General features: G+C 62.6%; 21 protein-coding genes. 7 read left to right on the top strand and 14 right to left on the bottom strand.

The genetic code is table 11. The annotated features are described in order from the left end of the window. Nucleotides 1-44: 44 nt before the first annotated feature. From X744_RS157800 to X744_RS157820, 5 genes are all read right to left on the bottom strand, one after another. Nucleotides 45-269, bottom strand: coding sequence for a F0F1 ATP synthase subunit C (locus X744_RS157800; protein ID WP_006206606.1), 225 nt, complete (start codon nt 267-269; stop codon nt 45-47). 83 nt (nt 270-352) lie between these two features. Further along, a complete protein-coding gene (locus X744_RS157805; protein ID WP_023759063.1) occupies nt 353-1,186 on the bottom strand; it encodes a F0F1 ATP synthase subunit A in 834 nt (277 codons plus the stop codon). A gap of 58 nt (nt 1,187-1,244) precedes the next feature. Beyond that, nucleotides 1,245-1,652 carry an AtpZ/AtpI family protein gene (locus X744_RS157810; protein ID WP_023759062.1) on the bottom strand — a complete coding sequence of 136 codons (408 nt, stop codon included), beginning with the start codon at nt 1,650-1,652 and terminating at the stop codon, nt 1,245-1,247. 255 nt (nt 1,653-1,907) lie between these two features. Then, nucleotides 1,908-3,089 (bottom strand): cell wall hydrolase, encoded by a 1,182-nt coding sequence (locus tag X744_RS157815; protein WP_023759061.1) that lies wholly within the window; start codon nt 3,087-3,089, stop codon nt 1,908-1,910. A gap of 143 nt (nt 3,090-3,232) precedes the next feature. Next, nucleotides 3,233-4,531 (bottom strand): MFS transporter, encoded by a 1,299-nt coding sequence (locus X744_RS157820; RefSeq protein ID WP_023759060.1) that lies wholly within the window; start codon nt 4,529-4,531, stop codon nt 3,233-3,235. A 118-nt stretch (nt 4,532-4,649) separates the two neighbouring features. Between X744_RS157820 and X744_RS157825 the strand changes: the two genes are divergently transcribed. Beyond that, entirely contained in the window at nt 4,650-5,573 is a 924-nt protein-coding gene (locus X744_RS157825; protein WP_023759059.1) for a LysR substrate-binding domain-containing protein, read from the top strand. A gap of 21 nt (nt 5,574-5,594) precedes the next feature. Here the strand turns inward: X744_RS157825 and der are convergent, their stop codons facing one another. Beyond that, the gene (gene der / locus X744_RS157830) at nt 5,595-7,028 is read right to left on the bottom strand and encodes a ribosome biogenesis GTPase Der (protein ID WP_023759058.1); all 1,434 of its coding nucleotides are present in this window, start codon (nt 7,026-7,028) and stop codon (nt 5,595-5,597) included. After that, nucleotides 7,025-7,690 (bottom strand): tetratricopeptide repeat protein, encoded by a 666-nt coding sequence (locus X744_RS157835; protein ID WP_023759057.1) that lies wholly within the window; start codon nt 7,688-7,690, stop codon nt 7,025-7,027. The genes der and X744_RS157835 overlap by 4 nt, the downstream gene beginning before the upstream one ends. A 233-nt stretch (nt 7,691-7,923) precedes the next feature. Between X744_RS157835 and X744_RS157840 the strand changes: the two genes are divergently transcribed. Next, complete coding sequence (locus tag X744_RS157840; protein WP_023759056.1) at nt 7,924-8,931, top strand: polysaccharide deacetylase; 1,008 nt, start codon at nt 7,924-7,926, stop codon at nt 8,929-8,931. Between the two features lie 34 nt (nt 8,932-8,965). Here X744_RS157840 and sbmA read toward each other — a convergent pair whose 3' ends face one another. The 3 genes from sbmA to X744_RS157855 all read right to left on the bottom strand — a co-directional run bounded on the left by sbmA (nt 8,966) and on the right by X744_RS157855 (nt 11,832). Beyond that, nucleotides 8,966-10,225 carry a peptide antibiotic transporter SbmA gene (gene sbmA, locus X744_RS157845; protein WP_023759055.1) on the bottom strand — a complete coding sequence of 420 codons (1,260 nt, stop codon included), beginning with the start codon at nt 10,223-10,225 and terminating at the stop codon, nt 8,966-8,968. A gap of 114 nt (nt 10,226-10,339) precedes the next feature. Beyond that, nucleotides 10,340-11,500, bottom strand: a complete 1,161-nt coding sequence (locus X744_RS157850; protein WP_023759054.1) for a YbfB/YjiJ family MFS transporter — start codon at nt 11,498-11,500, stop codon at nt 10,340-10,342. Between the two features lie 104 nt (nt 11,501-11,604). Further along, on the bottom strand, nt 11,605-11,832 hold the full coding sequence (locus X744_RS157855) for a hypothetical protein (protein ID WP_023759053.1): 228 nt from the start codon (nt 11,830-11,832) through the stop codon (nt 11,605-11,607). A 98-nt stretch (nt 11,833-11,930) separates the two neighbouring features. Between X744_RS157855 and X744_RS157860 the strand changes: the two genes are divergently transcribed. Genes X744_RS157860 through X744_RS157870 form a run of 3 tightly spaced genes read left to right on the top strand, consistent with a single transcriptional unit; the run spans nt 11,931 to nt 14,549 of the window. Next, nucleotides 11,931-12,923: a LysR substrate-binding domain-containing protein gene (locus tag X744_RS157860; protein WP_023759052.1), complete on the top strand. Its 993-nt coding sequence runs from the start codon at nt 11,931-11,933 to the stop codon at nt 12,921-12,923. Then, nucleotides 12,920-14,176: an aminopeptidase gene (locus X744_RS157865; RefSeq protein ID WP_023759051.1), complete on the top strand. Its 1,257-nt coding sequence runs from the start codon at nt 12,920-12,922 to the stop codon at nt 14,174-14,176. The genes X744_RS157860 and X744_RS157865 overlap by 4 nt, the downstream gene beginning before the upstream one ends. A 19-nt stretch (nt 14,177-14,195) precedes the next feature. Beyond that, the gene (locus X744_RS157870; RefSeq protein WP_023759050.1) at nt 14,196-14,549 is read left to right on the top strand and encodes a DUF488 domain-containing protein; all 354 of its coding nucleotides are present in this window, start codon (nt 14,196-14,198) and stop codon (nt 14,547-14,549) included. A gap of 72 nt (nt 14,550-14,621) precedes the next feature. On the opposite strand, the gene X744_RS157875 is transcribed toward X744_RS157870, so the two are convergent. Continuing rightward, nucleotides 14,622-14,975 carry an ArsC family reductase gene (locus tag X744_RS157875; RefSeq protein ID WP_023759049.1) on the bottom strand — a complete coding sequence of 118 codons (354 nt, stop codon included), beginning with the start codon at nt 14,973-14,975 and terminating at the stop codon, nt 14,622-14,624. An 89-nt stretch (nt 14,976-15,064) separates the two neighbouring features. Between X744_RS157875 and X744_RS1000000171980 the strand changes: the two genes are divergently transcribed. Next, a complete protein-coding gene (locus tag X744_RS1000000171980; protein WP_280948949.1) occupies nt 15,065-15,169 on the top strand; it encodes a hypothetical protein in 105 nt (34 codons plus the stop codon). Between the two features lie 104 nt (nt 15,170-15,273). On the opposite strand, the gene X744_RS157880 is transcribed toward X744_RS1000000171980, so the two are convergent. Then, nucleotides 15,274-15,627: a nuclear transport factor 2 family protein gene (locus tag X744_RS157880; protein ID WP_023759048.1), complete on the bottom strand. Its 354-nt coding sequence runs from the start codon at nt 15,625-15,627 to the stop codon at nt 15,274-15,276. 161 nt (nt 15,628-15,788) lie between these two features. Here X744_RS157880 and X744_RS157885 point away from each other — a divergent pair, with 161 nt between their 5' ends. Next, nucleotides 15,789-16,493: an SOS response-associated peptidase gene (locus X744_RS157885; protein ID WP_023759047.1), complete on the top strand. Its 705-nt coding sequence runs from the start codon at nt 15,789-15,791 to the stop codon at nt 16,491-16,493. 464 nt (nt 16,494-16,957) lie between these two features. Here the strand turns inward: X744_RS157885 and X744_RS157895 are convergent, their stop codons facing one another. Both X744_RS157895 and X744_RS157900 read right to left on the bottom strand, forming a co-directional pair. Then, nucleotides 16,958-18,043 (bottom strand): ABC transporter ATP-binding protein, encoded by a 1,086-nt coding sequence (locus X744_RS157895; protein ID WP_023759045.1) that lies wholly within the window; start codon nt 18,041-18,043, stop codon nt 16,958-16,960. Beyond that, nucleotides 18,033-18,641 carry a cupin domain-containing protein gene (locus tag X744_RS157900; protein WP_023759044.1) on the bottom strand — a complete coding sequence of 203 codons (609 nt, stop codon included), beginning with the start codon at nt 18,639-18,641 and terminating at the stop codon, nt 18,033-18,035. The genes X744_RS157895 and X744_RS157900 overlap by 11 nt, the downstream gene beginning before the upstream one ends. Nucleotides 18,642-18,863 lie beyond the last annotated feature (222 nt).

Genomic DNA, 18,863 nt, shown 5'->3' with positions numbered 1-18,863 from the left:
CGGCCGACCCGTCCAATCTTCTCATGGCTTAGCCAAAGAGGGGCTCAGCCGAACAGGGCCAGAAGCGCGATCAGAAGCGAGAAGATGCCCAGAGCTTCGGTCACCGCGAAGCCGAAGATCAGACGGCCGAACTGGCCATCAGCAGCCGACGGGTTGCGCAGCGCGCCCGCCAGGTAGCTGCCGAAGATGTTGCCGAGGCCAATGCCCGCGCCACCCATGCCCAGGCAAGCGATGCCGGCGCCGATGTACTTTGCTGCTTCTGCGTCCATTTGTTCAACTCCTTTGGATCTAAAAATTCCGTTGCGATTTCATCCGGCGCCAATGCTGGAAACTCTTGGGCCGGAAATTTTTCTCAGTGCCCGGGGTGCAGGGCGTCGTTGAGATACATGCAGGTCAACACGGCAAAGACGTAGGCCTGCAGGAAGGCGACCAGCAGTTCCAGTGCCGTCAGCGCCACCGCCATTGCCAGCGGCAGGATCGAACCGGCGACGCCAACCGCGCCGAGCGCGCTCAGGCTGACGACGAACCCGGAGAACACCTTCAGCGTGATGTGGCCGGCGAGCATGTTGGCGAACAGACGAACCGAGAGGCTGACCGGGCGCGACACGAAGGAGATCACCTCGATCAGCACCACCAGCGGCAGCAGGAACACCGGCACGCCATGCGGCACGAACAGCTTGAGGAAGCCAAAACCATGCTTCATGAAGCCGTAGACGACCACGGTCGCAATCACCAGGATGGCCAGACCGAAAGTGACGATGATGTGGCTGGTGACGGTGAAGAAATACGGGAACAGGCCAAGCAGGTTGGCGACCAGCACGAACATGAACAGCGANATGTGGCTGGTGACGGTGAAGAAATACGGGAACAGGCCAAGCAGGTTGGCGACCAGCACGAACATGAACAGCGAAAACACAAGAGGGAAGAACTTCATGCCCTGCGTGCCGGCGGCATCGCGCAACATGTTGCCAACGAACTCGTATGCCATCTCGGAGACCGACTGAAGGCGGCCCGGAACCAGGCTGCGGCTCGACGTCGTGAGAAACAGAAACGCTGCCGCGACGACAACTGTCGCGACCATGAACAATGCCGAATTGGTGAATGACAGATCGTAGCCGCCGATGTCGATCGGAATCAGCTTGTTGATATGGAACTGGTGGATCGGATCGACCTTGTCAGCTGCCACGTTCAAACCCCGTCAATGCCGCGTACGGCCTCGTTACCATTACCGCCATGAAGCGCGGTCATTTCTTGTCGTCCTGGTCACGGCGCGATCTGTCGCCCTGTCCGAATTCTGCCACAACGCCCGCGGAACGCATCACATTGAGCACGCCGGCGCCAAAACCAAGCAGCAGAAACACGATCAGACCCCATGGCGATGTTCCCGCCAGACGGTCGATGATCCAGCCGATGCCGGCACCCACCACCACCCCGGCGATAAACTCGCTAGAGAGTTTGAGCGCCTGGCCATAACCGGCCACACTGCCCGCTTTCGCGTCGTCTTTCCCCTCGAGCCGGTCCGGCCGCCTTGTCGCGAGCGATGCTTCAAGGTCACGCCGGCGGCGCTCAAGATCGTCGTCGCGGATGTCGGGTTCATGCTGCTTGCCGCGGCCGGTTTCTCCGGTTCCGCCTGGCCCATTCTTGTCGGCCATCGCAACCCCCCTGCCCGGTCAGACCGTCACCATCCGTCCGCTTCTAAAGTCGCCGGCAACATAGTTAGAGGGTTTGCGCCCGTCAAGCCACGGGCGGAAGTTCATTGCCATGTATTTTAGGCAGCAAAATCAATGGATTAGAAAGGTGCGACATCGTGCCCGCCACGATGACGGGGATGCGTTGCGCGAATCCCCCGAGCAATGGCTCTTCGATCGACAGCGCGCCGTGCCAAAGATCAGCGATCTGTTGCGCGCTCAGCTCCAGCCGCCGCCATAGGTCCGATAGAAGATATGCAGGCCGATCTTGGTCATCTTCTCCATCGTGCGCGCCCAGCCGGGATGGACATATTGGGCGTAATAGTGGGTCGACGATCCGACCTCAGGGATGAATATCTTGCCGGCGGTGACGGCCATGGCGATATCCTGGGCGGTCTTGTAGGCCGCAGGACTGTCGATGCGCTTCTTCCTGCCGTCGCAGGCAAAGGAGAACTGGCAACGGTTGAACCAGCTGTCGTTCTGGTAGACGACGCCGCAGATCGAATTCGGATAGGTCGGGTTGCGGACGCGGTTGAGTATGACCTGGGCGACGGCGGCCTGACCACGTACGGATTCGCTCCTCGCCTCGAAATAGATGCCATTCGCCAGGCATGCCTGTTCCGGTTTGGAGAAGACACTGGCGGGCAGCGGGTTCTGGATCCACGAATGATCGCCCTTGACCATCGGCGGAATGAAGCGGCCCTCATTGGGCTGCTCGTCCTGAAGCAGCGCTTCGAACGGCGATGCCTTGGCATAATCGGGCTCGGACTGCGCATAGGCGGTCGCCAGCACGTCCGGATGGTCGTTGTTGACCAGTGCGGCAAGCATCGCCGGCACGCCGGGATCGGGCTTTTTGTCCTCGCGCGCATGGAATGCCGCGGCGATCTGGATTTCCTTGCCTTTGATCTGCGGCTTGGCGAAGGCCATCTTCAGGCCGCTGTCCATGCTGGGCCGCAGCAAGGAGGAGGTGCGCTCGAAGATCGAGCCGGCATTGAAGTTCTTCGGCGGTGCGACGGGCGACACCATAACGATGCGGCCCTTTTTGTCGGCGCGCGTGACGCGATCCTCGTCGGGCGTGGCGCTTACCTTGCCGCCCTTGCCGCGAAAAGAGACGTTGCCGACGCCGGCCAGGTGGACACCCGATCCGGAGATGGAGTCGGTGACATCGGAATCGACAAAGGGCATTTCGGCCGCGTGGGTCGAGCCGGCGACGGATTTCTCGACATAGGAATTCCAGCGGGTGCTCGATGCTTCGAGGCCGGAAACGAGGCTCGTCATGTCCTGGTAGGCGGCGACGGTCGGAAAGCCGATCCAGATGCCGAGGCCGACGACGAACGGAGCCAAAAAGCCACGTCTCTCACCGGCGGCGGCAACAAGCCGCGTCAACACACGTCGATGCACGGAACTCTCTCCAGGAACGCTACAGACCCCACTGGAGAGCAAAATGATGCATTAACCTTGATGGGACGTTAACGGGTTCGATCGGGTTTTCCCGGTCTGCCCGAGGTCGTGGTTCCGAACTCGGGCGGTTTTGCGGCGAGCCTTCAGGCCGGCCGCAGGAAGATCGGCCAGGCGATCAGCGCGCAAATGGCGGCAGACAGCCAGACGCCGGACCATGACCAGAGGTGCAAGAGGCCCGGAATGGCCACCGGCACCAGGAAGAAGCCGACGAAAACGAAGCTGTTGGCAAGGCTGAGCGCGGTTCCGACATGGCCGGCACCGGCAAGCGTGGCAAGCTCGGTATAGGCGACGCCGTGCCAGGCGGAGACCGAGACTCCTGCGACAATAAGCACAGCGGGAAGGGCCGCCATCAGCAAGAATTGTCCGCCTGACATGGCGGAACTGACCAAGACCAGCAGCCAAAGCACGGCGAAGGCAAGTGCGCTCAGCGCACTGCACAGGCGAAGGAACTGGCGGCGGTTGCCGTGGCGGTCGGTGAAGCGGCCGCTCCAGATGCGCATGACCATGGCACCGATCTGCACGGCGGCGAGGCTCGCACTGATCGCTGCCGTTCCCAGACCGACGAAGTCGTGCAGGAACACGGAGGCGAAGGTGAGCACCGCCACCTGCGGAAAGCAGAGCAGGCCGATGGCGGTCGCGATACGCCAAACGTCGCGATTGCGCAGCGGCGCCGGTCCGGGCACAGCCGCCGCAGCGCGATGGCCCTCGTCCGTCGTCGGCGGCTCGTGCAGCCAGCGCCAAGCGAACAGGGCAGAGAGGGCGGATGCACCCGCCAGGACGCCGAAAACCGCGGCAAAGCCGAAAGCCAGGGCAAGCGAGGGCAAAATGAGCGCGCCAAGACCGCCGCCGAGCGGCACCGCCGTCTGCCTGATGCTCATGGCAAAGCCGCGCTCGTTTTCCCGGAACCAGCCCATGATGGCACGGCCGCTCGAACCGTTGACGCTGCCGCCGAGCAGTCCTGTGATAAGCAGGCTCGCGCAGAGCAGCGTGACATCGGGAATCCCGGCCTTTGTCGGCACAACCAGCATCGCCATGACGAAGAGCCACGCAGCCGTGGCGCCAAGCCCGGTCAGAAGCACGCGGCGATCGCCCCAGCGATCGGTGAGCAGGCCCCATGGCAGTTCGCTGAGTGCAACCCCCAGCCCGAGAAGGCCGAGTGCCAGACCGAGTTCGGCGTTGGCCAAATGATACCCCTGGCGCAGCACGACCGCCGTTGCCGGTATGCCGGCGAAGGTGGCAGAGAAGCTGGCATTGGCGGCAACGCCCATGCCGAGAACTTTCCAGCGATGGCCGGGCTTGAATGCCTTCCCGGCGGAGCCGGCAGCCGTGTCTTTCAAAAGTCCCGGCGACTGTCGATCGGTGCAATTGACGATAGCGGACATGATTTGTTTCCCGTGCTTGGCCAGCGGCCTGGGCCTTGACGGTCTGTCTCTAGCGCCGTAGTTTCATCCTTAAAATCAGGAAGTTTTAAACAAACTATCCTGAAAATCGGGATTATCTATGCGACGCGTGACATTCGACCTCGACGTCCTCCGCAGTTTCGTCACCGGCATGGAGCTGGGCAGCTTCGCCAAGGCGGCCGATCGGCTTGGCCGGTCGACGTCGGCGGTCAGTGCGCAATTGAAGAAACTGGAAGAACAGGCGGCGACGCCGATCTTCCGCAAGTCGGGGCGCGGCCTCGCCTTGACCGAGGCCGGCGAGACCATGCTCGGCTATGCGCGCCGGCTGATCGAGCTCAATGACGAAGCGGCATCCGCCATCCACGATGTCGAACTGGAAGGCTGGGTAAGGCTTGGCCTGCAGGAGGATTTCGGCGAGGCGGTGCTGCCTGACGTGCTCGGTCGCTTCGCCCGCGCCCATCCCAAGGTCAAGATCGAAGCCAGGATCGCGCGCAGCCACGAGCTTGCCGAACGGATCCTATCAGGCAATCTCGACATCGCGCTTGCCTGGCACAGCGGAGAGACGCTGCCCTACACCGAACATGTCGCCGATGTGCAGATGCGCTGGATCGGCCCGGCAAAGCGCATCGAGACCAGCCTGCGCCACGCTGAGCCACTGCCGCTGGTGGCGCTCGAAGCGCCATGCCTTTTGCGCACGGTTGCAACCGAAACGCTCGACCGCGCCGGCCTGTCCTGGCGAATGTCGTTTTCCAGCCCGAGCCTTGGCGGCATCTGGGCGGCCGTTGCGGCGGGGCTGGGGCTGACGATCCGCACCGATATCGGCCTGCCAGCCAGCGTCAGCGCGATGACGCCGGAGATCGCCGGATTGCCGGCGCTGCCTAAGCTGGCGCTATTCCTGTATCGCAAGGACGCTGAAGCCGAGCCAGTGACGGCCCGCCTCGCCGACATATTGCTGGATGGAGCGCGGCAGGCATTGCCTAAAAATGCGCAGGCCAGCGACAGCGGCTTGCGCGACGTGGCGTGATCGCCAGACGGGCGCCGACGCTTAACTGCGTTTCTTGGACCTGCCGGCGAATGGGTTGTCCGAGGTGCGCAGCGCAATGCGGATCGGCACGCCGGGCATGTCGAAGGCTTCGCGCAGGCTGTTGGAGAGATAGCGGACATAGGATTGCGGCATCGCATCGGGACGCGAGCACTGAACGATGAAACCCGGCGGCCGGGTCTTGGCCTGGGTGACGTATTTGACCTTCAGCCGGCGCCCGGCCACGGCGGGCGGCGGGTGGTGCGCCAGGATGCCTTCCAGCCAGCGGTTGAGCTTGCCGGTGGAAACGCGGCTGTTCCACACCTTATGGGTCCTGATGACGGCATCCATCAGCTTGTCGAGGCCGCGGCCGGTCTCGGCCGATACGGGCACGGCCTGGAGGCCGCGCGCCTGCGGCAGCAGCCGTTCCGTCTTCTCGCGCAATTCGGCCAGAAGCTCCTGGGGATGGTCGATCAGGTCCCATTTGTTGAAGGCGATCACCGGCGCGCGGCCTTCGCGGATGATCAGGTCGGCGATCTGCAGATCCTGCTTCTCGAAGGGGATGGTGGCGTCGAGCACGATGATGACAATCTCGGCGAAGCGGATGGCGCGCAGGCCATCCTGCACCGACATCACTTCCAGCTTTTCGTGGATCCTGGCCTTGCGGCGCATGCCGGCCGTATCGAACAGTTTCAGGCGGCGGCCATGCCAATCCCAGTCGACGGAGATGGAATCGCGGGTGATGCCGGCTTCCGGTCCGGTCAGCAGCCGTTCTTCGCCGATCAGCGCGTTGATCAGCGTCGACTTGCCGGCATTGGGACGACCGACGACGGCGATGCGCATCGGCTTGGTATCGTCATAGCTGTGCTCGGCATCCGGATCGGCGATATCCTCGCCGATCAGAACCTCGCCGGCAGCGACTTCTTCGTCTTCGCCATCTTCATCTTCGCCGAAAGCACGCGCTTCGCCGAGCGCTTCGATCACGGCATCGCGCAAATCGGGCATGCCCTGGCCATGCTCGGCCGAGACCGGGATCGGCTCGCCAAGGCCGAGTTCCCAGGCCTCCAGCATGCCGCCCTGGGCACCTTTCGCCTCAGCCTTGTTGGCGACCAGCACCACGGGCTTGCCGGACTTGCGAACGATCTCGGCGAACGTCCGGTCGTCGGGCAGCAGGCCGGACTTGGCGTCGATGGTGAAGAAGATCAGGTCCGCCTCGCGGATGGCGATCTCGGTCTGCGCGCGCATGCGGCCCGGCAAGGTCGAGGCAGCCGCATCCTCGAAGCCGGCGGTGTCGATGACGTCGAAATGCAGGTCGTATAGCTTGGCGGCATGGACACGGCGGTCGCGGGTGACACCCGGCGTGTCGTCGACAAGCGCCAGCTTCCTTCCCACCAGCCGATTGAAAAGGGTCGATTTGCCGACGTTAGGTCTGCCGATGATGGCGGCTTTGAAGGTCACGACGCACTGCCCGACCCACGGATCAGCTCGGACATCAACGTTGCGCGCTCGCGGGTGTTGCGCGGGGCGCCGTCATCGGCGGCGATCTGGTCGAACAGCTTTAGCGCATCCTGGGTCTTGCCTTCCTTCCAGGCAGAAAGGCCGAGGGCCTCGCGCGCCGTATGGCGCAAGGTGTTGGTGTCCGATGTAAGCGCCTCGACACGGCTGGAGACGTCGGCGAAGGAACCGTGGTCGACAAGCAGGAGCGCTGCCCTGAGACGTGCCATGTCGCGAATGCCCTGGGGAATGGCGGTGTCGGCGGCGACATCGTCGAAATCCTTGACGGCGGCGGCGACATCGCCCTTGTCGGCCTTGACGGTTGCGCCGCGCATGCGGGCGAGCAACGGATAGGCGCCGTAGCCATCCTTCTCCAACTGATCGAGCGCGGTCAGCGCTTCATCGTTCTTGCCATCATTGGCAAGCTTCAGCGCCTGCGAGAAGGCATCGCCGGAGCGGTTGGCGCGCGTCTCGTCCCAATAGCGATAGCCGACGAAGGCGGCGGTGCCGAGCACCACGAGGATCGCGAGGACAAGCAAGGCGGGACCGAAGCGGTCCCACAGCGCGTGCGCCTGGTCGCGACGCATCTCGTCGTTGACTTCACGGATAAAACTGTCGTCAGACATCGATCAAAACCATTCCTGCCCGGTCGGGCCTTTGTCAGCCCGCGTTTTAGCGAAATTTTGTCGGCATGGAAGGGGTTCAACCGGAAAATCGCCCATTCCCTAGGGCAAACGGATGTTTGCCCCGGGCAAGCAGCCGAAAAGGCCAATCGCACCAGCGCCACATTTCGGGGATAGCCGGCTTCCAGACGTCTCCCCCCAAAGTGCAGCTCAGAAAAGCGCAGATCAGATTGCCGATGTACCTTCCGTTCCGTGTTGCTGCTTTTTCCCTCGCTGCGCTCGCCACTGCCGGGCAGGCTCTGGCCGATCCGCCCGCGCCGCCAATGCCGGCAAAGCCCAAGCAGGCCGTCATCATCTCGTTCGACAGCGCCCGCGACATTTCGCAGTGGAAGCGTAGCCGGGCACTGGCAGAGCGCACCGGCGCGCACTTCACCTATTTTCTCTCCTGCGTCTTCCTGCTGTCGCCAGAAACACGCATGCAGTACAACGCACCCGGCAAAAGCGCCGGCAAATCCAATATCGGCTTTGCCGCCTCGAAACAGGAAGTTACCGAGCGGCTCGAACAGATCGGCCTTGCCGCCTCCGAGGGTCACGACATCGCCGGGCATGGCTGCGGCCATTTCGACGGCAAGGACTGGAGCAAGGCCGACTGGCTGAAAGAGTTCAGTTCGTTCGAACGCATTCTTGAGAACGCCTATGCGATCAACGGCGTTGCGCCCGAACCCCAGGGCTGGCGCAACTTCGCGCGGCATGCGGTGGTCGGCTTCCGCGCGCCGTATCTGTCGGCGAACAAGGCTCTCTACGAGGCGCTGGCGGCGGCCGGCTATCAGTTCGACGCGAGCGGCGTCTCGCAGGGGCCCACCAGGCCGGTGGCCGGCAACGGCATCATGCAGTTTTCGTTGCCGCAGATTCCGGAAGGACCGAAGTCAAGGCTGGTGATCGCCATGGATTACAATCTCTATGTCAGGCATTCCGGCGGGTTCGAGCAGCCAGGCAAGTCGAACGAGTTCGCGAACCGCACCTATGATGCCTTCCGCGCCGCCTTCGACAAGCAGTATGCGGGCAAGCGCATTCCGCTGGAGCTCGGCTTCCATTTCGCGCTGATGAATGACGGCGCCTATTGGAATGCGCTGGAGCGCTTTGCCGGCGAGGTCTGCGTCAAAGCCGATGTCGAATGCATCAGTTTTCGCGACTATGTCTCGCGGCAAGACGCTGCCCCGAAGCAGGCTTCGGTCGGCGGCTGAGCCGCCAACCCGGTTCGATTTCCAACCTCGGCCTTTAGGCCGGATCTTCAACGCCCTGTTTTGCCAGATAGCGCTGGTCGATGTCCGGCAGCGGCTCGCCGAGCAGGGTCGCCTCGAAGGCGCGCAGGCGTTTGTGGACCGATTGAAGCTCGACGATGGTCGACCAGGAGGTGAGCAGAAACTGCAGCGACCCCGTCACTTTACCGAATGCATTCGAAATCTGGTTCAGCGCGCCGAACGTTATCTTGTGCGCAACCAGCGACGGACCCAGGATCAGCAGCGAGAAAATGTTGTCGGCCTGCAGGTATGTGTAACGGACGACGTTGAAATAAATGTAGTGGAAATAGAGCCTGAAATAATTGTGACGAACGTTCGCGAACAGCTCGGCAGTGGTGGCTGGCTGAGCCCTGTCTGCGTGATCCTCGCCGTAGACGAGTTCCTTGCGATAGGCGGCCTCGACGCGCTGGTTGCGGAACTGCAGTCCCGGAAGCTTCAGGCCGGCAATCATGACCGAGATCGTTCCGAACAGACACCAGGCAAGGGCTGCGACCACTAATGGCTGCGGGATCGCGCCGACAATCGGCAACTCGCTGATGTGAGCCTGCAACTGGATCATGACCGGCAGGAATGCGATCAGGGTCATGATCGACTGGACGAAGCTGGAGCCGAGATCCTCCATGATCTGCGAGAACCGCATCGTGTCTTCCTGGATACGCTGCGAAGCTCCCTCGATATGTCGAAGCCTACCCCAGTTCTCGACAAAATAGTTATTCATCGCCGTGCGCCAGCGGAAGATCCAGTGGCTGACGATGAAAGCATTGACCACCTGCACATTCATGCCGACCAACGCGAGCCACGAAAAATCTGCCAATCCGATATAAAATTCACTGTTCGTCGACTTTCCTGTCCCCGACATCAATCCCTGCACATAGTCGAAGAAAGGCCCGTACCAGGCATTGACGGCGACACTGACCTGCACATTGAAATAGATGAAGAACAGGATGACTGCGGTCATCAGGATCGACCAGCGCTGCCAGGGATGTGGCGAATACCAGCTCCAAAACGCATAGAAGACGGCCACGCAAAACGCGAAATAGAGATAAAACCATAGAAACGGCGGCGACATGAGAATGGCGATGCCGATAATGGGTGGCGCGTCAGCGGCAGCCGGCGGCAGTCCGAAAACCGCGCCCAATTGTTCACCACCGAAAAACCAGAACAGGATCGCCGCAAGGCTCCAGACGGCGGCCGAAGTGAAGAAGAGCTTCGGCTGCGGGAAAAATGATACGAACACTGTGACGAATTCCTCGATCTAGGCGCAAATCAGCTGACTATGGCGGGCATAAAGTCACACATTAGCTGGAAAGAAAATGCCCGTGCCCGATGCCCACACCGAGCAACCCCACAATCATGGCGATTTTGGCGCAGCCGACCATGTGAGGCCGCCGGAGACGACCAGCATGATGGCGGCGGCGATCGAGGCGAGGAAGAAATCGCCGGACATTTGCGCCAGCAGCCCGGCGGCGATGGGGCCGATGATCTGGCCTACGCCGAACACAGCCGTCATCAGGGCAAAGATCCGCCGCGGCGCCCGCGGTGCAAGCTGTCTGGCTGCCTGGAGGCCAAATGCGGTGATGGCTATGAAGGTGCCGCCGAGCAGCACGCCGCCGAGCAACGGCCCGGTACGTCCGCCGATGGCGACGCTGGCGGTGACGCCGACAACTTCAATGAAGCATGCCAGCGCATAGGCGGGATAGAGGCCGGTCCGAGCGGCGATCTTCTGCCAGAGCCAGGTCGAGGGAAAGCCGGCAAGACCGGCGACCATCCAGACCATGGCCTCGAAGACGCGGCTGCCGCCGCCTTGCCGGACGATGGCGACCAGGAAAGTCGCCGTCACAACGTAGCCGAAGCCGAACAGGCCGTAGGCAATGATGACCTTGATCAACGATCGGTCCATCCGCAATGCCGGCTCGCGGGCGACTTCGCCATTGGTGAGCGGACCCTCGTCGACCATCAGCGCCACGAGTACGAAACCGCAAGCCGAAATTGCCGCCGACCACAACCAGCCCGCCGCCCAGCCGGCATGTTCGGTGACCAGCACCGCCATCATCGCTGCGGAGATTGCGATGCCGAGGCCAACGCCGCCGAAGTGCCACGCCTGCAGGTCGCCGCGGCCGGCAGCCGCGATATGGCTGAAAACGATGCTGGCCATGAACACCATGACGAAGGCGCTGGCCAGGCCGGCCAGAAAGCGGACAACGAGAAAGGCGGCCATCATATCGGTCAGCCCCATCGGCGCGGCCAGGACCACACTGGCGCCGAGCCCCACCAGCATCAGCAGGCGTTCGCGCCCATGCGCCCAGCCGCCCGCCGCCGCCAATGCGCCAATGAGATAGCCGAGGTAGTTGGCGGAGGCGATCCATCCGGCATCGGCCGGCGACAGATGCAGTTCCTGCATCATGCCGGGCAGGATCGGCGTGTAGACGAAGCGGCCGATGCCCATGGCAACCGCCATGGCAATCATGCCGGCGAAGGTAAAACGGAGCGCTGTCGAGGTGGCTGATGTCATTGCAGCGCACAATAATTGCAGCGATCGCTGAAACAATCCGCCATCCGTTAGGCCAGTGCGATCCTCGCCTCGACTTTCCTCAAGCCGGACCGCCTGGCTCCCGCTCAGCAGCGCCCACCGAAACCGGTTCGCAATGAAGCGGTTTCATGCACGGTTCGCCGCGCCGTCAGCCTGAACGGCACGTCGCCGAGTTCGCGCTCCGACATGGTGTTCAGCACGGGATGCGAAAGCGGATCGGTCAGCCATCTCTGCGTCTCGCTCTCGCGACGGGACCCATATGCCGAACCTGCAGCGAAAAAAACCTTCAGCGACGACGACAAGATCCTTAGCATTTTTTGGCTCCGCGGGTCTGTCTTCCCTTGCATAAAATCTGCCGTTTCGACGGGTCTTTCAATTGAGATTTCGGCCGGGCCGGTTTAGAAAATCTCAAATGACCATGCTCAACCGCGTCCATCTCAACGGCCTGCGCGCCGTCGAAACCGTTGCCCGTCTCGGATCTCTGGCGGCTGCCGCCAGTGAACTCAACGTGTCCGTCAGCGCCGTCAGCCAACAGATAAGCCGTACCGAGAAGCAACTCGGCCAGACGCTGTTCGAGCGAACGGCGAGCGGTCTCGTGCTGACCGAATTCGGCGCCCTCTTCGCGCCCCGCCTTGGTGCTGGATTTCGCGAGCTTGCCCAGGCCGTGGCGCTGGCCGACGAGGCCACGCAATGCACCCTGGTGGTTTCGGTGGCGCCGGCCTTTGCGTCAAAATGGCTGCTGCCGCGACTGTCGCGTCACTTCGCCCGGCATCCCAACGTGCTGTTGCGCATCGACGCTTCGGTGCGGCTGGCCGATCTCGATCATTCCGACATCGACATCGCCATCCGGCTTGGCGACGGCAAGTGGCCGGGCGGACGCAAGGAACTGCTCCTGGCGCAGGAAGTCTTCCCGGTCTGCGCGCCGGCGATCGCCAAAAAACTGAGGTCGATCGAGGACCTTGCCCAGACCTGCGCAATCACCGACGAGCGGGCGATGATCAGTTGGGACAGCTGGTTCGAGACGGCCGGTGTCCCGCCGGTCACCTTCCTGAAAGGCGCGCGCTTTACCGACCCGATGCTGTGCCTGGAATCGGCGATTGCCGGCCATGGCGTGATGCTTGGCTGGCAGTTGCTCACCGCCGATGCGCTCGCTGATGGCCGACTGGTGGCGCCTTTCGGAATCCGTGCCCAGAGCGGCCTCGGCTATTGGCTGGTGACCTCCTCCGCCAAGACCGAAAGCCGCAAGGTCCGGGACTTCAAGGCCTGGATCAAGGAAGAGATCGAGGCGACCATGGCGCAGTTCGGGTCTGCGACCACGGGCGCTGCCGGCGCGATCGCGGTGGAAAGCACCGCGGCACCGGTCTATGTAAAGTCGGATATCAAACTACGGCAGGCAGGATCATGACCACACATTCGCGCGGCGTTTCCGCATCGATCGACCCAGTGAAGCTCGACAGGCTGGCGGAGGTCGCCATCAAGGTCGGGCTGCAATTGCAGCCGGGACAGGATCTGGTGGTGACATCGTCGATCGCGGCACTGCCGCTGACCAGGCGGATCGTCGAGCATGCGTACAAGGCCGGCGCCGGACTGGTGACGCCGATCTTCAACGACGACGAGATGACGCTGGCGCGCTATCGCTTTGGCGCCGATGCGAGCTTCGACCGCGCCGCCGGCTGGCTCTACGAAGGCATGGCGAAAGCCTTTGCCGACAATGCGGCCAGGCTTGCCGTGCGCGGCGAGGATCCGTCGCTTTTGTCGGCACAGGACCCGGCGAAAGTGGCGCGCGCCAACAAGGCCAATTCGATGGCCTATCAGCCGGCACTGGAAAAGATCACCGGCTTCGACATCAACTGGAACATCGTCGCCTATCCGGACCTCGCCTGGGCCAGGCAGGTGTTCCCCGGCGATGCCGACGATGTTGCGGTGGTGAAGCTCGCCGATGCCATCTTCGCCGCTTCGCGGGTCGATGTGGAGGATCCGATCGGCAACTGGAAGGCGCATAACGCAGCGCTGCGCAGCCGGACCGAATGGCTCAACGGCCATAATTTCCATGCGCTGCACTTCACCGGGCCGGGTACCGACCTGACCGTCGGGCTGGCGGACGGCCATGAATGGATGGGCGGCGCTTCGACCGCCAAGAACGGCATCACCTGCAATCCCAACATCCCGACCGAAGAGGTCTTCACCACGCCGCATGCAAGGCGCGTCGAGGGCCATGTTAGGTCGACCAAGCCCCTGTCCTACCAGGGCACGCTGATCGACGATATCTCAGTGCGCTTCGAAGAGGGCAGGATCGTCGAGGCCAAGGCTTCGAAGGGCGAGGACGTGCTGAAGAAGGTGCTCGACACCGATGAGGGCGCGCGCCGTCTCGGCGAGGTGGCGCTGGTGCCCCATTCCTCGCCGATCTCGGCGAGCGGCCTGTTGTTCTTCAACACGCTGTTCGACGAGAACGCCGCCTGCCACATCGCGCTCGGCCAGTGCTATTCGAAGTGCTTCGTCAACGGCGCCTCGCTCAGCCAGGACGAGATCGCCGCACGTGGCGGCAACAAGAGTTTCATCCACATCGACTGGATGATCGGTTCGGACAAGATCGATATCGATGGCGTCCACAAGGACGGCGCCCGCGTGCCCGTCATGCGCAAGGGCGAGTGGGCCTGACCCATTTACGGAGGGTCCGTTGGCCTTCGATCTGGCGGTCAAGCGGATCTACGAGCCACCCGCGCCCGACGATGGGCAGCGGGTTCTGGTCGACCGAATCTGGCCACGTGGCGTCAGCAAGCAAGACGCGGCGCTGACGCTGTGGCTGAAGGAGATCGCGCCGAGCGATGATTTGCGCAAATGGTTCGGCCATGAGGCGTCGCGCTGGGCTGAGTTTCGGAAGCGGTATCGCGCTGAGCTGGATGGAAACGGCGAGGCAGTGGACAAATTGCGCGGCCTGCTTCGCCACGGCAAGGTGACGCTGCTCTATGGCGCGCATGACGAGGCCCACAACAATGCGTTGGCGCTGGCGGCGTATCTGCGCGAAGGCTGAGGGTCACCGCTTGACCATTGGCCAATCTCCCTCCTTGCGGGGGAGATTGGCAGCTTCGCCGTTCCGTTGGCTCTACTTCCCACCCACCGCTTGCTCATAATCATCAGCCTTGAACCCCACCAGAACGCGCTCGCCGACCTCCAGCACCGGCCGCTTGATCATGGTCGGCTTGGCCAGCATCAACGCCTTGGCCTTCTTTTCATCCAGACCCTGCTTGTCCTTGTCAGCCAGTTCGCGGAACGTCGTGCTTGCCTTGTTGAGCAGCTTTTCCCAGCCGACCTTGCCAACCCAGCCGTCGAGCCGCTTGGCGTCCAGCCCCTCTGCCCTGAAATCGTGAAACCGGTAGGCAACGTCATGGCCCTCCAGCCAGACGCGCGCCTTCTTGACGGTGTCGCAGGTGGTGATGCCGTAGATGGTGATCGTCAAAACAGTGGCCGCCCTTCGGATTCGAATCTGATCGCAGACTAAGGACGCTCAGCGCACTTTGCCAGCGGCCGCATCGGTGCCCCGGCGGACTGTTCCGGACGCGCATGCAGTCGCGAGACCGCAATGAGGTCAACGACCGCCATTGCTGCTTTCTCGAAATCGTGCCGAACGAGCGGCTGGTTTGGCGTATGTGAAGACGATCTGAACCTCGCACGTGGCGGCCAAGACATCGTCTTGGCCGCCACCCTGATCTCCACCCAACTGCGAAGGGAGCAAGCTCCCTAAAGCCGCTCCGGCCTCAATAGTAGAAGCGCTCTTCGGCAATCTTGCCGTTCTTGACCGTGTACAGGCCAACTTCGTCCATGGTGACACGCTCGCCGGTAGCCTTGGGCGTTATGTCGAACTTGAAGCGCACCGCGAACTGGTCGCCGTTGACATAGGGCCCCTCGACCGAGCCGCCATGCACTTCATTGTTCTCCTGCCACCACTGGCCCTTCTGCCTGAGAGCCTCCTTGCCACGGGCGATGGCCATCGGCCCCTCCATGGCTTCGAGGCTGACGATATCGTCGGCATTGTATTTTTCGGCGGCCGCTTCGTGTTCGCCCTGCTTGAGCAGTTCGGTGAAATCCTTGGCAATTTCCGCGATGGTCATTTGTGTTCCTCCTGTTCCGACGCATTGCAAATAGGGGACAGGTTGCTGGCTTGCCATCGTCTGGCCGGTCGTAGCTGACACGTCATGTCAGGATGATATCGCGGGACCGGATCCCCGCACATTCGGTTGCGGACACGAGCCATTTCCGCGATCCTAGGTAAATGTGCAACCTCTACAACATCACCACAACGCAAGAGGCGGTCCGCCAATGGACACGCACACTGCGCGACGTCATCGGCAACCTTGAACCTTCGGTCGACATCTATCCAAATCAGGCCGGCCCGGTTGTTCGCAATACGCCAGACGGGACGCGTGAGCTGGCGAAACTGCTTTGGGGTTTGCCAACGCCGCCAGAGCGCATGAAAGCTAGGGCCGACTACGGCACCACGAACGTTCGCAATCCGCAATATTCGCACTGGCAACAGTTTGTCGGCGTCGAGCATCGATGCGTCGTGCCCGTGACCAGCTTTGCAGAACCCAGCCCCACACCGAACGACAAGGACCCGGAAACAGGAATCCAGCGCAATTATTGGTTTGCCCGAGACGAAAGCCGACCTTTGTTTTTCTTCGCCGGTTTTTGGACCAGTTGGCATGGCGTGCGGAAAGTCAAGGATGGTCCTGGTGACTTCGAGTTGTATGCCTTCATGACAACCAGGCCTAATGCGCTCATCGCGCCGATCCATGAGAAGGCCATGCCGGTGATCCTGACGACGTCGGAAGAGACCGAGGCCTGGCTGACAGCGCCATGGTCAGAAGCACGGCATTTGCAGCGGACTGCGCTCGACGACGCGTTGGTGATCGTCGAGAAACCAGCCACACAGATCAAGTTCCCGCAGCACGTGCCAGCCCAGGGATCACTTTTCTAAGTTGCAGAATCGCCGTGTCAGCCCCTTCCTCAATCCTCGTCTCGCCACATCACCCGGCGAACCATGCGGACTTCGACAAGGCGTCTGACACGGATTTTCAATCGTTCAGCAGCACTCGGAAGGATGATATCGGCGTCAAGCTCGCGTAGTTTGCAGCGTTCGCACCGCATATGCCGTTCCACATCCCAAAAGGGGATGTCACCGACCAGCTTTGCGAGGTCGCCGGGCAGGTAGTGCCGAGTGATGTTGCAGTTCCGGCATCGGACGCGAACGAGTTGCCCGACGTCGTGCGCCAGGCACAGGGTTTGCACATTTCGGCGCGGTCGGCTGCTAGGTTCCGGCATCGACCAGATTTAGGAATATATTCCATGGCAGTCAAATCATACTTAATTTCATGCGGCCGTGGACTGCTTGTGGCCGCCGAACGGCGCGAACGTGTTGCTCCAGTTGTTACGTCGATGAGCCTAGCCCGGCAGCACGGGGCAGTTGGCGCCACGGCGCAGGCTGATATGCGCAACGTCGCCGACGCTGAACTGAAAACCCTCGGCCTGGCGCGGCGCGTCGATGACAACAGGTGCGCCCTGCCCGAGTTCGGCATGCAGGCGCAGCGTGCGGCCGTGAAAGACGATGCTGTTGACGCGCGCCGGCGCCGTGCCGGCCGCGGCCTCGGTGGCCGCCAGCAGATCCTCTGGCCGCACGCCGACGGTGCGCATGGCCCCTTCAGTGGGAGCCTCGCCGGCCTCGGACATGGCCTCCAGCGGCAGAGCGCCGGCGGCGAAATGCAGGCGATCGCCGTCGCGACCAATGAAACGCGACTGCAGCAGGTTCATCGTGCCGATGAAGCTGGCGACGAATTTGGTGGCTGGCCGGTCGTAGAGTGTGGCCGGCGGTGCGATCTGCTCGATGCGGCCCTTGTTCATGACGACGATGCGGTCCGAGATCGACAGCGCTTCCGTCTGGTCGTGGGTGACCATGACGAAGGTGGTGCCGAGCCGCGACTGCAACCGCTTCAGTTCGACCTGCATCTGCTCACGCAGATGCGCGTCAAGCGCCGACAGCGGCTCGTCGAGCAACAGCACGCGCGGCTCGCAGACGATGGCGCGGGCGAGCGCGACGCGCTGGCGCTGGCCGCCCGACAGTTCGGAGACGCGGGCGCCGATCTTGTCGGCGAGGCCGACCATGTCGAGCGCTTCGCCGACGCGTCTTGCCTGTTGGCTGCCTGAAAGCTTGCGCAGCGACAGGCCGAAGCCGACATTTTCTTCAACGTTCATGTGCGGAAACAGCGCATAATCCTGGAACACGGTGTTGACCGGCCGGTCGTAGGGCCGCAGCGCCGTGATGTCGCGGCCATCGAGCACCACCTTGCCGCTCGACGGGCTTTCGAAGCCGGCGATGACGCGCAGGCTGGTGGTCTTGCCACAGCCGGACGGGCCGAGCAGCGTGATGAACTCGCCGCTGACAATGTCGAGGTCGACGGCGTCAAGCCCGACGATGCCGCCGGGAAAGATCTTTGAGACCGCTTGCAGCCGGACGAGAGAATCAGGCGCCATCGCGAACCTCGGACGGCTTCGTGGTGTTGACCCAGAGGATTTGGCAGCGCTCGGCGCCCGGATTGCGGAAAGCGTGCAAAAGCGTGCTCTTGAAGGCAAAACTGTCGCCCGCCTTCAGCACGTATCTTGTCGCATCCACCACCAGTTCGACCTCGCCCGACAGGACGAAGCCGAACTCATGGCCGGCATGGGCATAGGCCTCGGCTGTGCCGCCGCCGGCTTCCACCGTCACCAGCATGCCGGTCAGCGTCGCGCCAGGCGGCGACAGCAGCGCCTTGGCAATGCCTTCCGACTTGACCGGGATTTGCCGCCGGCTGCCGGCCCGCACACAATAGAGATCGTTGGCGGCATCGTTGCCGTCGGCGATCAGCGCCGACGGCTCGATGTCGAGGGCGGCAGCGAGCGGCCAGATCACCTTGACGCGCAGCGAGGACATGCCGCGCTCGATCTGGCTCAGTGCCCCGATCGACACGCCTGCCCTGGCGGCAAGATCGGCCAGCGACAGCTTGCGCTCGAGCCGCAGCGCCCGCACCCGCCGGCCGACCCGCACATCGGCATCGTCCTTCGGCTTCTCAGCCGCTTCGTCCAGCATGTCCATTCATCCGTCCTCGTTTGCAGTCTCTCTATCGGAGTGCGGCGCAGCGCCGATAAGCTCCCCCTTCTCCCCTTGTGGGGTGAGAAGCGGTTCGCGCAGCGAACGAAAAGCCAATTGCTTGGCTTTTCGAGCTTCGAACGCCCTGAGCCTGCGAAGGGCCGGGCGTGGCTAGTCGATCCACCCTGCCGGGTCCCCGCTGCTTCGCAGCGTCCCGGCGTTCGCCGG

This window comes from Mesorhizobium sp. LNHC252B00, from assembly GCF_000502955.1.
Lineage (GTDB): Bacteria > Pseudomonadota > Alphaproteobacteria > Rhizobiales > Rhizobiaceae > Mesorhizobium.
This window is presented reverse-complemented; position numbering and strand designations above follow the sequence as displayed.

Excerpts from the sequence above, each read along its gene's own strand:
- X744_RS157800 (WP_006206606.1), bottom strand. The coding sequence starts at position 269 with ATGGACGCAGAAGCAGCAAAGTACATCGGCGCCGGCATCGCTTGCCTG.
- X744_RS157810 (WP_023759062.1), bottom strand. The coding sequence starts at position 1,652 with ATGGCCGACAAGAATGGGCCAGGCGGAACCGGAGAAACCGGCCGCGGC.
- X744_RS157820 (WP_023759060.1), bottom strand. The coding sequence starts at position 4,531 with ATGTCCGCTATCGTCAATTGCACCGATCGACAGTCGCCGGGACTTTTG.
- X744_RS157825 (WP_023759059.1), top strand. The coding sequence starts at position 4,650 with ATGCGACGCGTGACATTCGACCTCGACGTCCTCCGCAGTTTCGTCACC.
- X744_RS157835 (WP_023759057.1), bottom strand. The coding sequence starts at position 7,690 with ATGTCTGACGACAGTTTTATCCGTGAAGTCAACGACGAGATGCGTCGC.
- X744_RS157840 (WP_023759056.1), top strand. The coding sequence starts at position 7,924 with ATGTACCTTCCGTTCCGTGTTGCTGCTTTTTCCCTCGCTGCGCTCGCC.
- X744_RS157850 (WP_023759054.1), bottom strand. The coding sequence starts at position 11,500 with ATGACATCAGCCACCTCGACAGCGCTCCGTTTTACCTTCGCCGGCATG.
- X744_RS157855 (WP_023759053.1), bottom strand. The coding sequence starts at position 11,832 with ATGCTAAGGATCTTGTCGTCGTCGCTGAAGGTTTTTTTCGCTGCAGGT.
- X744_RS157860 (WP_023759052.1), top strand. The coding sequence starts at position 11,931 with ATGACCATGCTCAACCGCGTCCATCTCAACGGCCTGCGCGCCGTCGAA.
- X744_RS157865 (WP_023759051.1), top strand. The coding sequence starts at position 12,920 with ATGACCACACATTCGCGCGGCGTTTCCGCATCGATCGACCCAGTGAAG.
- X744_RS157880 (WP_023759048.1), bottom strand. The coding sequence starts at position 15,627 with ATGACCATCGCGGAAATTGCCAAGGATTTCACCGAACTGCTCAAGCAG.
- X744_RS157885 (WP_023759047.1), top strand. The coding sequence starts at position 15,789 with ATGTGCAACCTCTACAACATCACCACAACGCAAGAGGCGGTCCGCCAA.
- X744_RS157895 (WP_023759045.1), bottom strand. The coding sequence starts at position 18,043 with ATGGCGCCTGATTCTCTCGTCCGGCTGCAAGCGGTCTCAAAGATCTTT.
- X744_RS157900 (WP_023759044.1), bottom strand. The coding sequence starts at position 18,641 with ATGGACATGCTGGACGAAGCGGCTGAGAAGCCGAAGGACGATGCCGAT.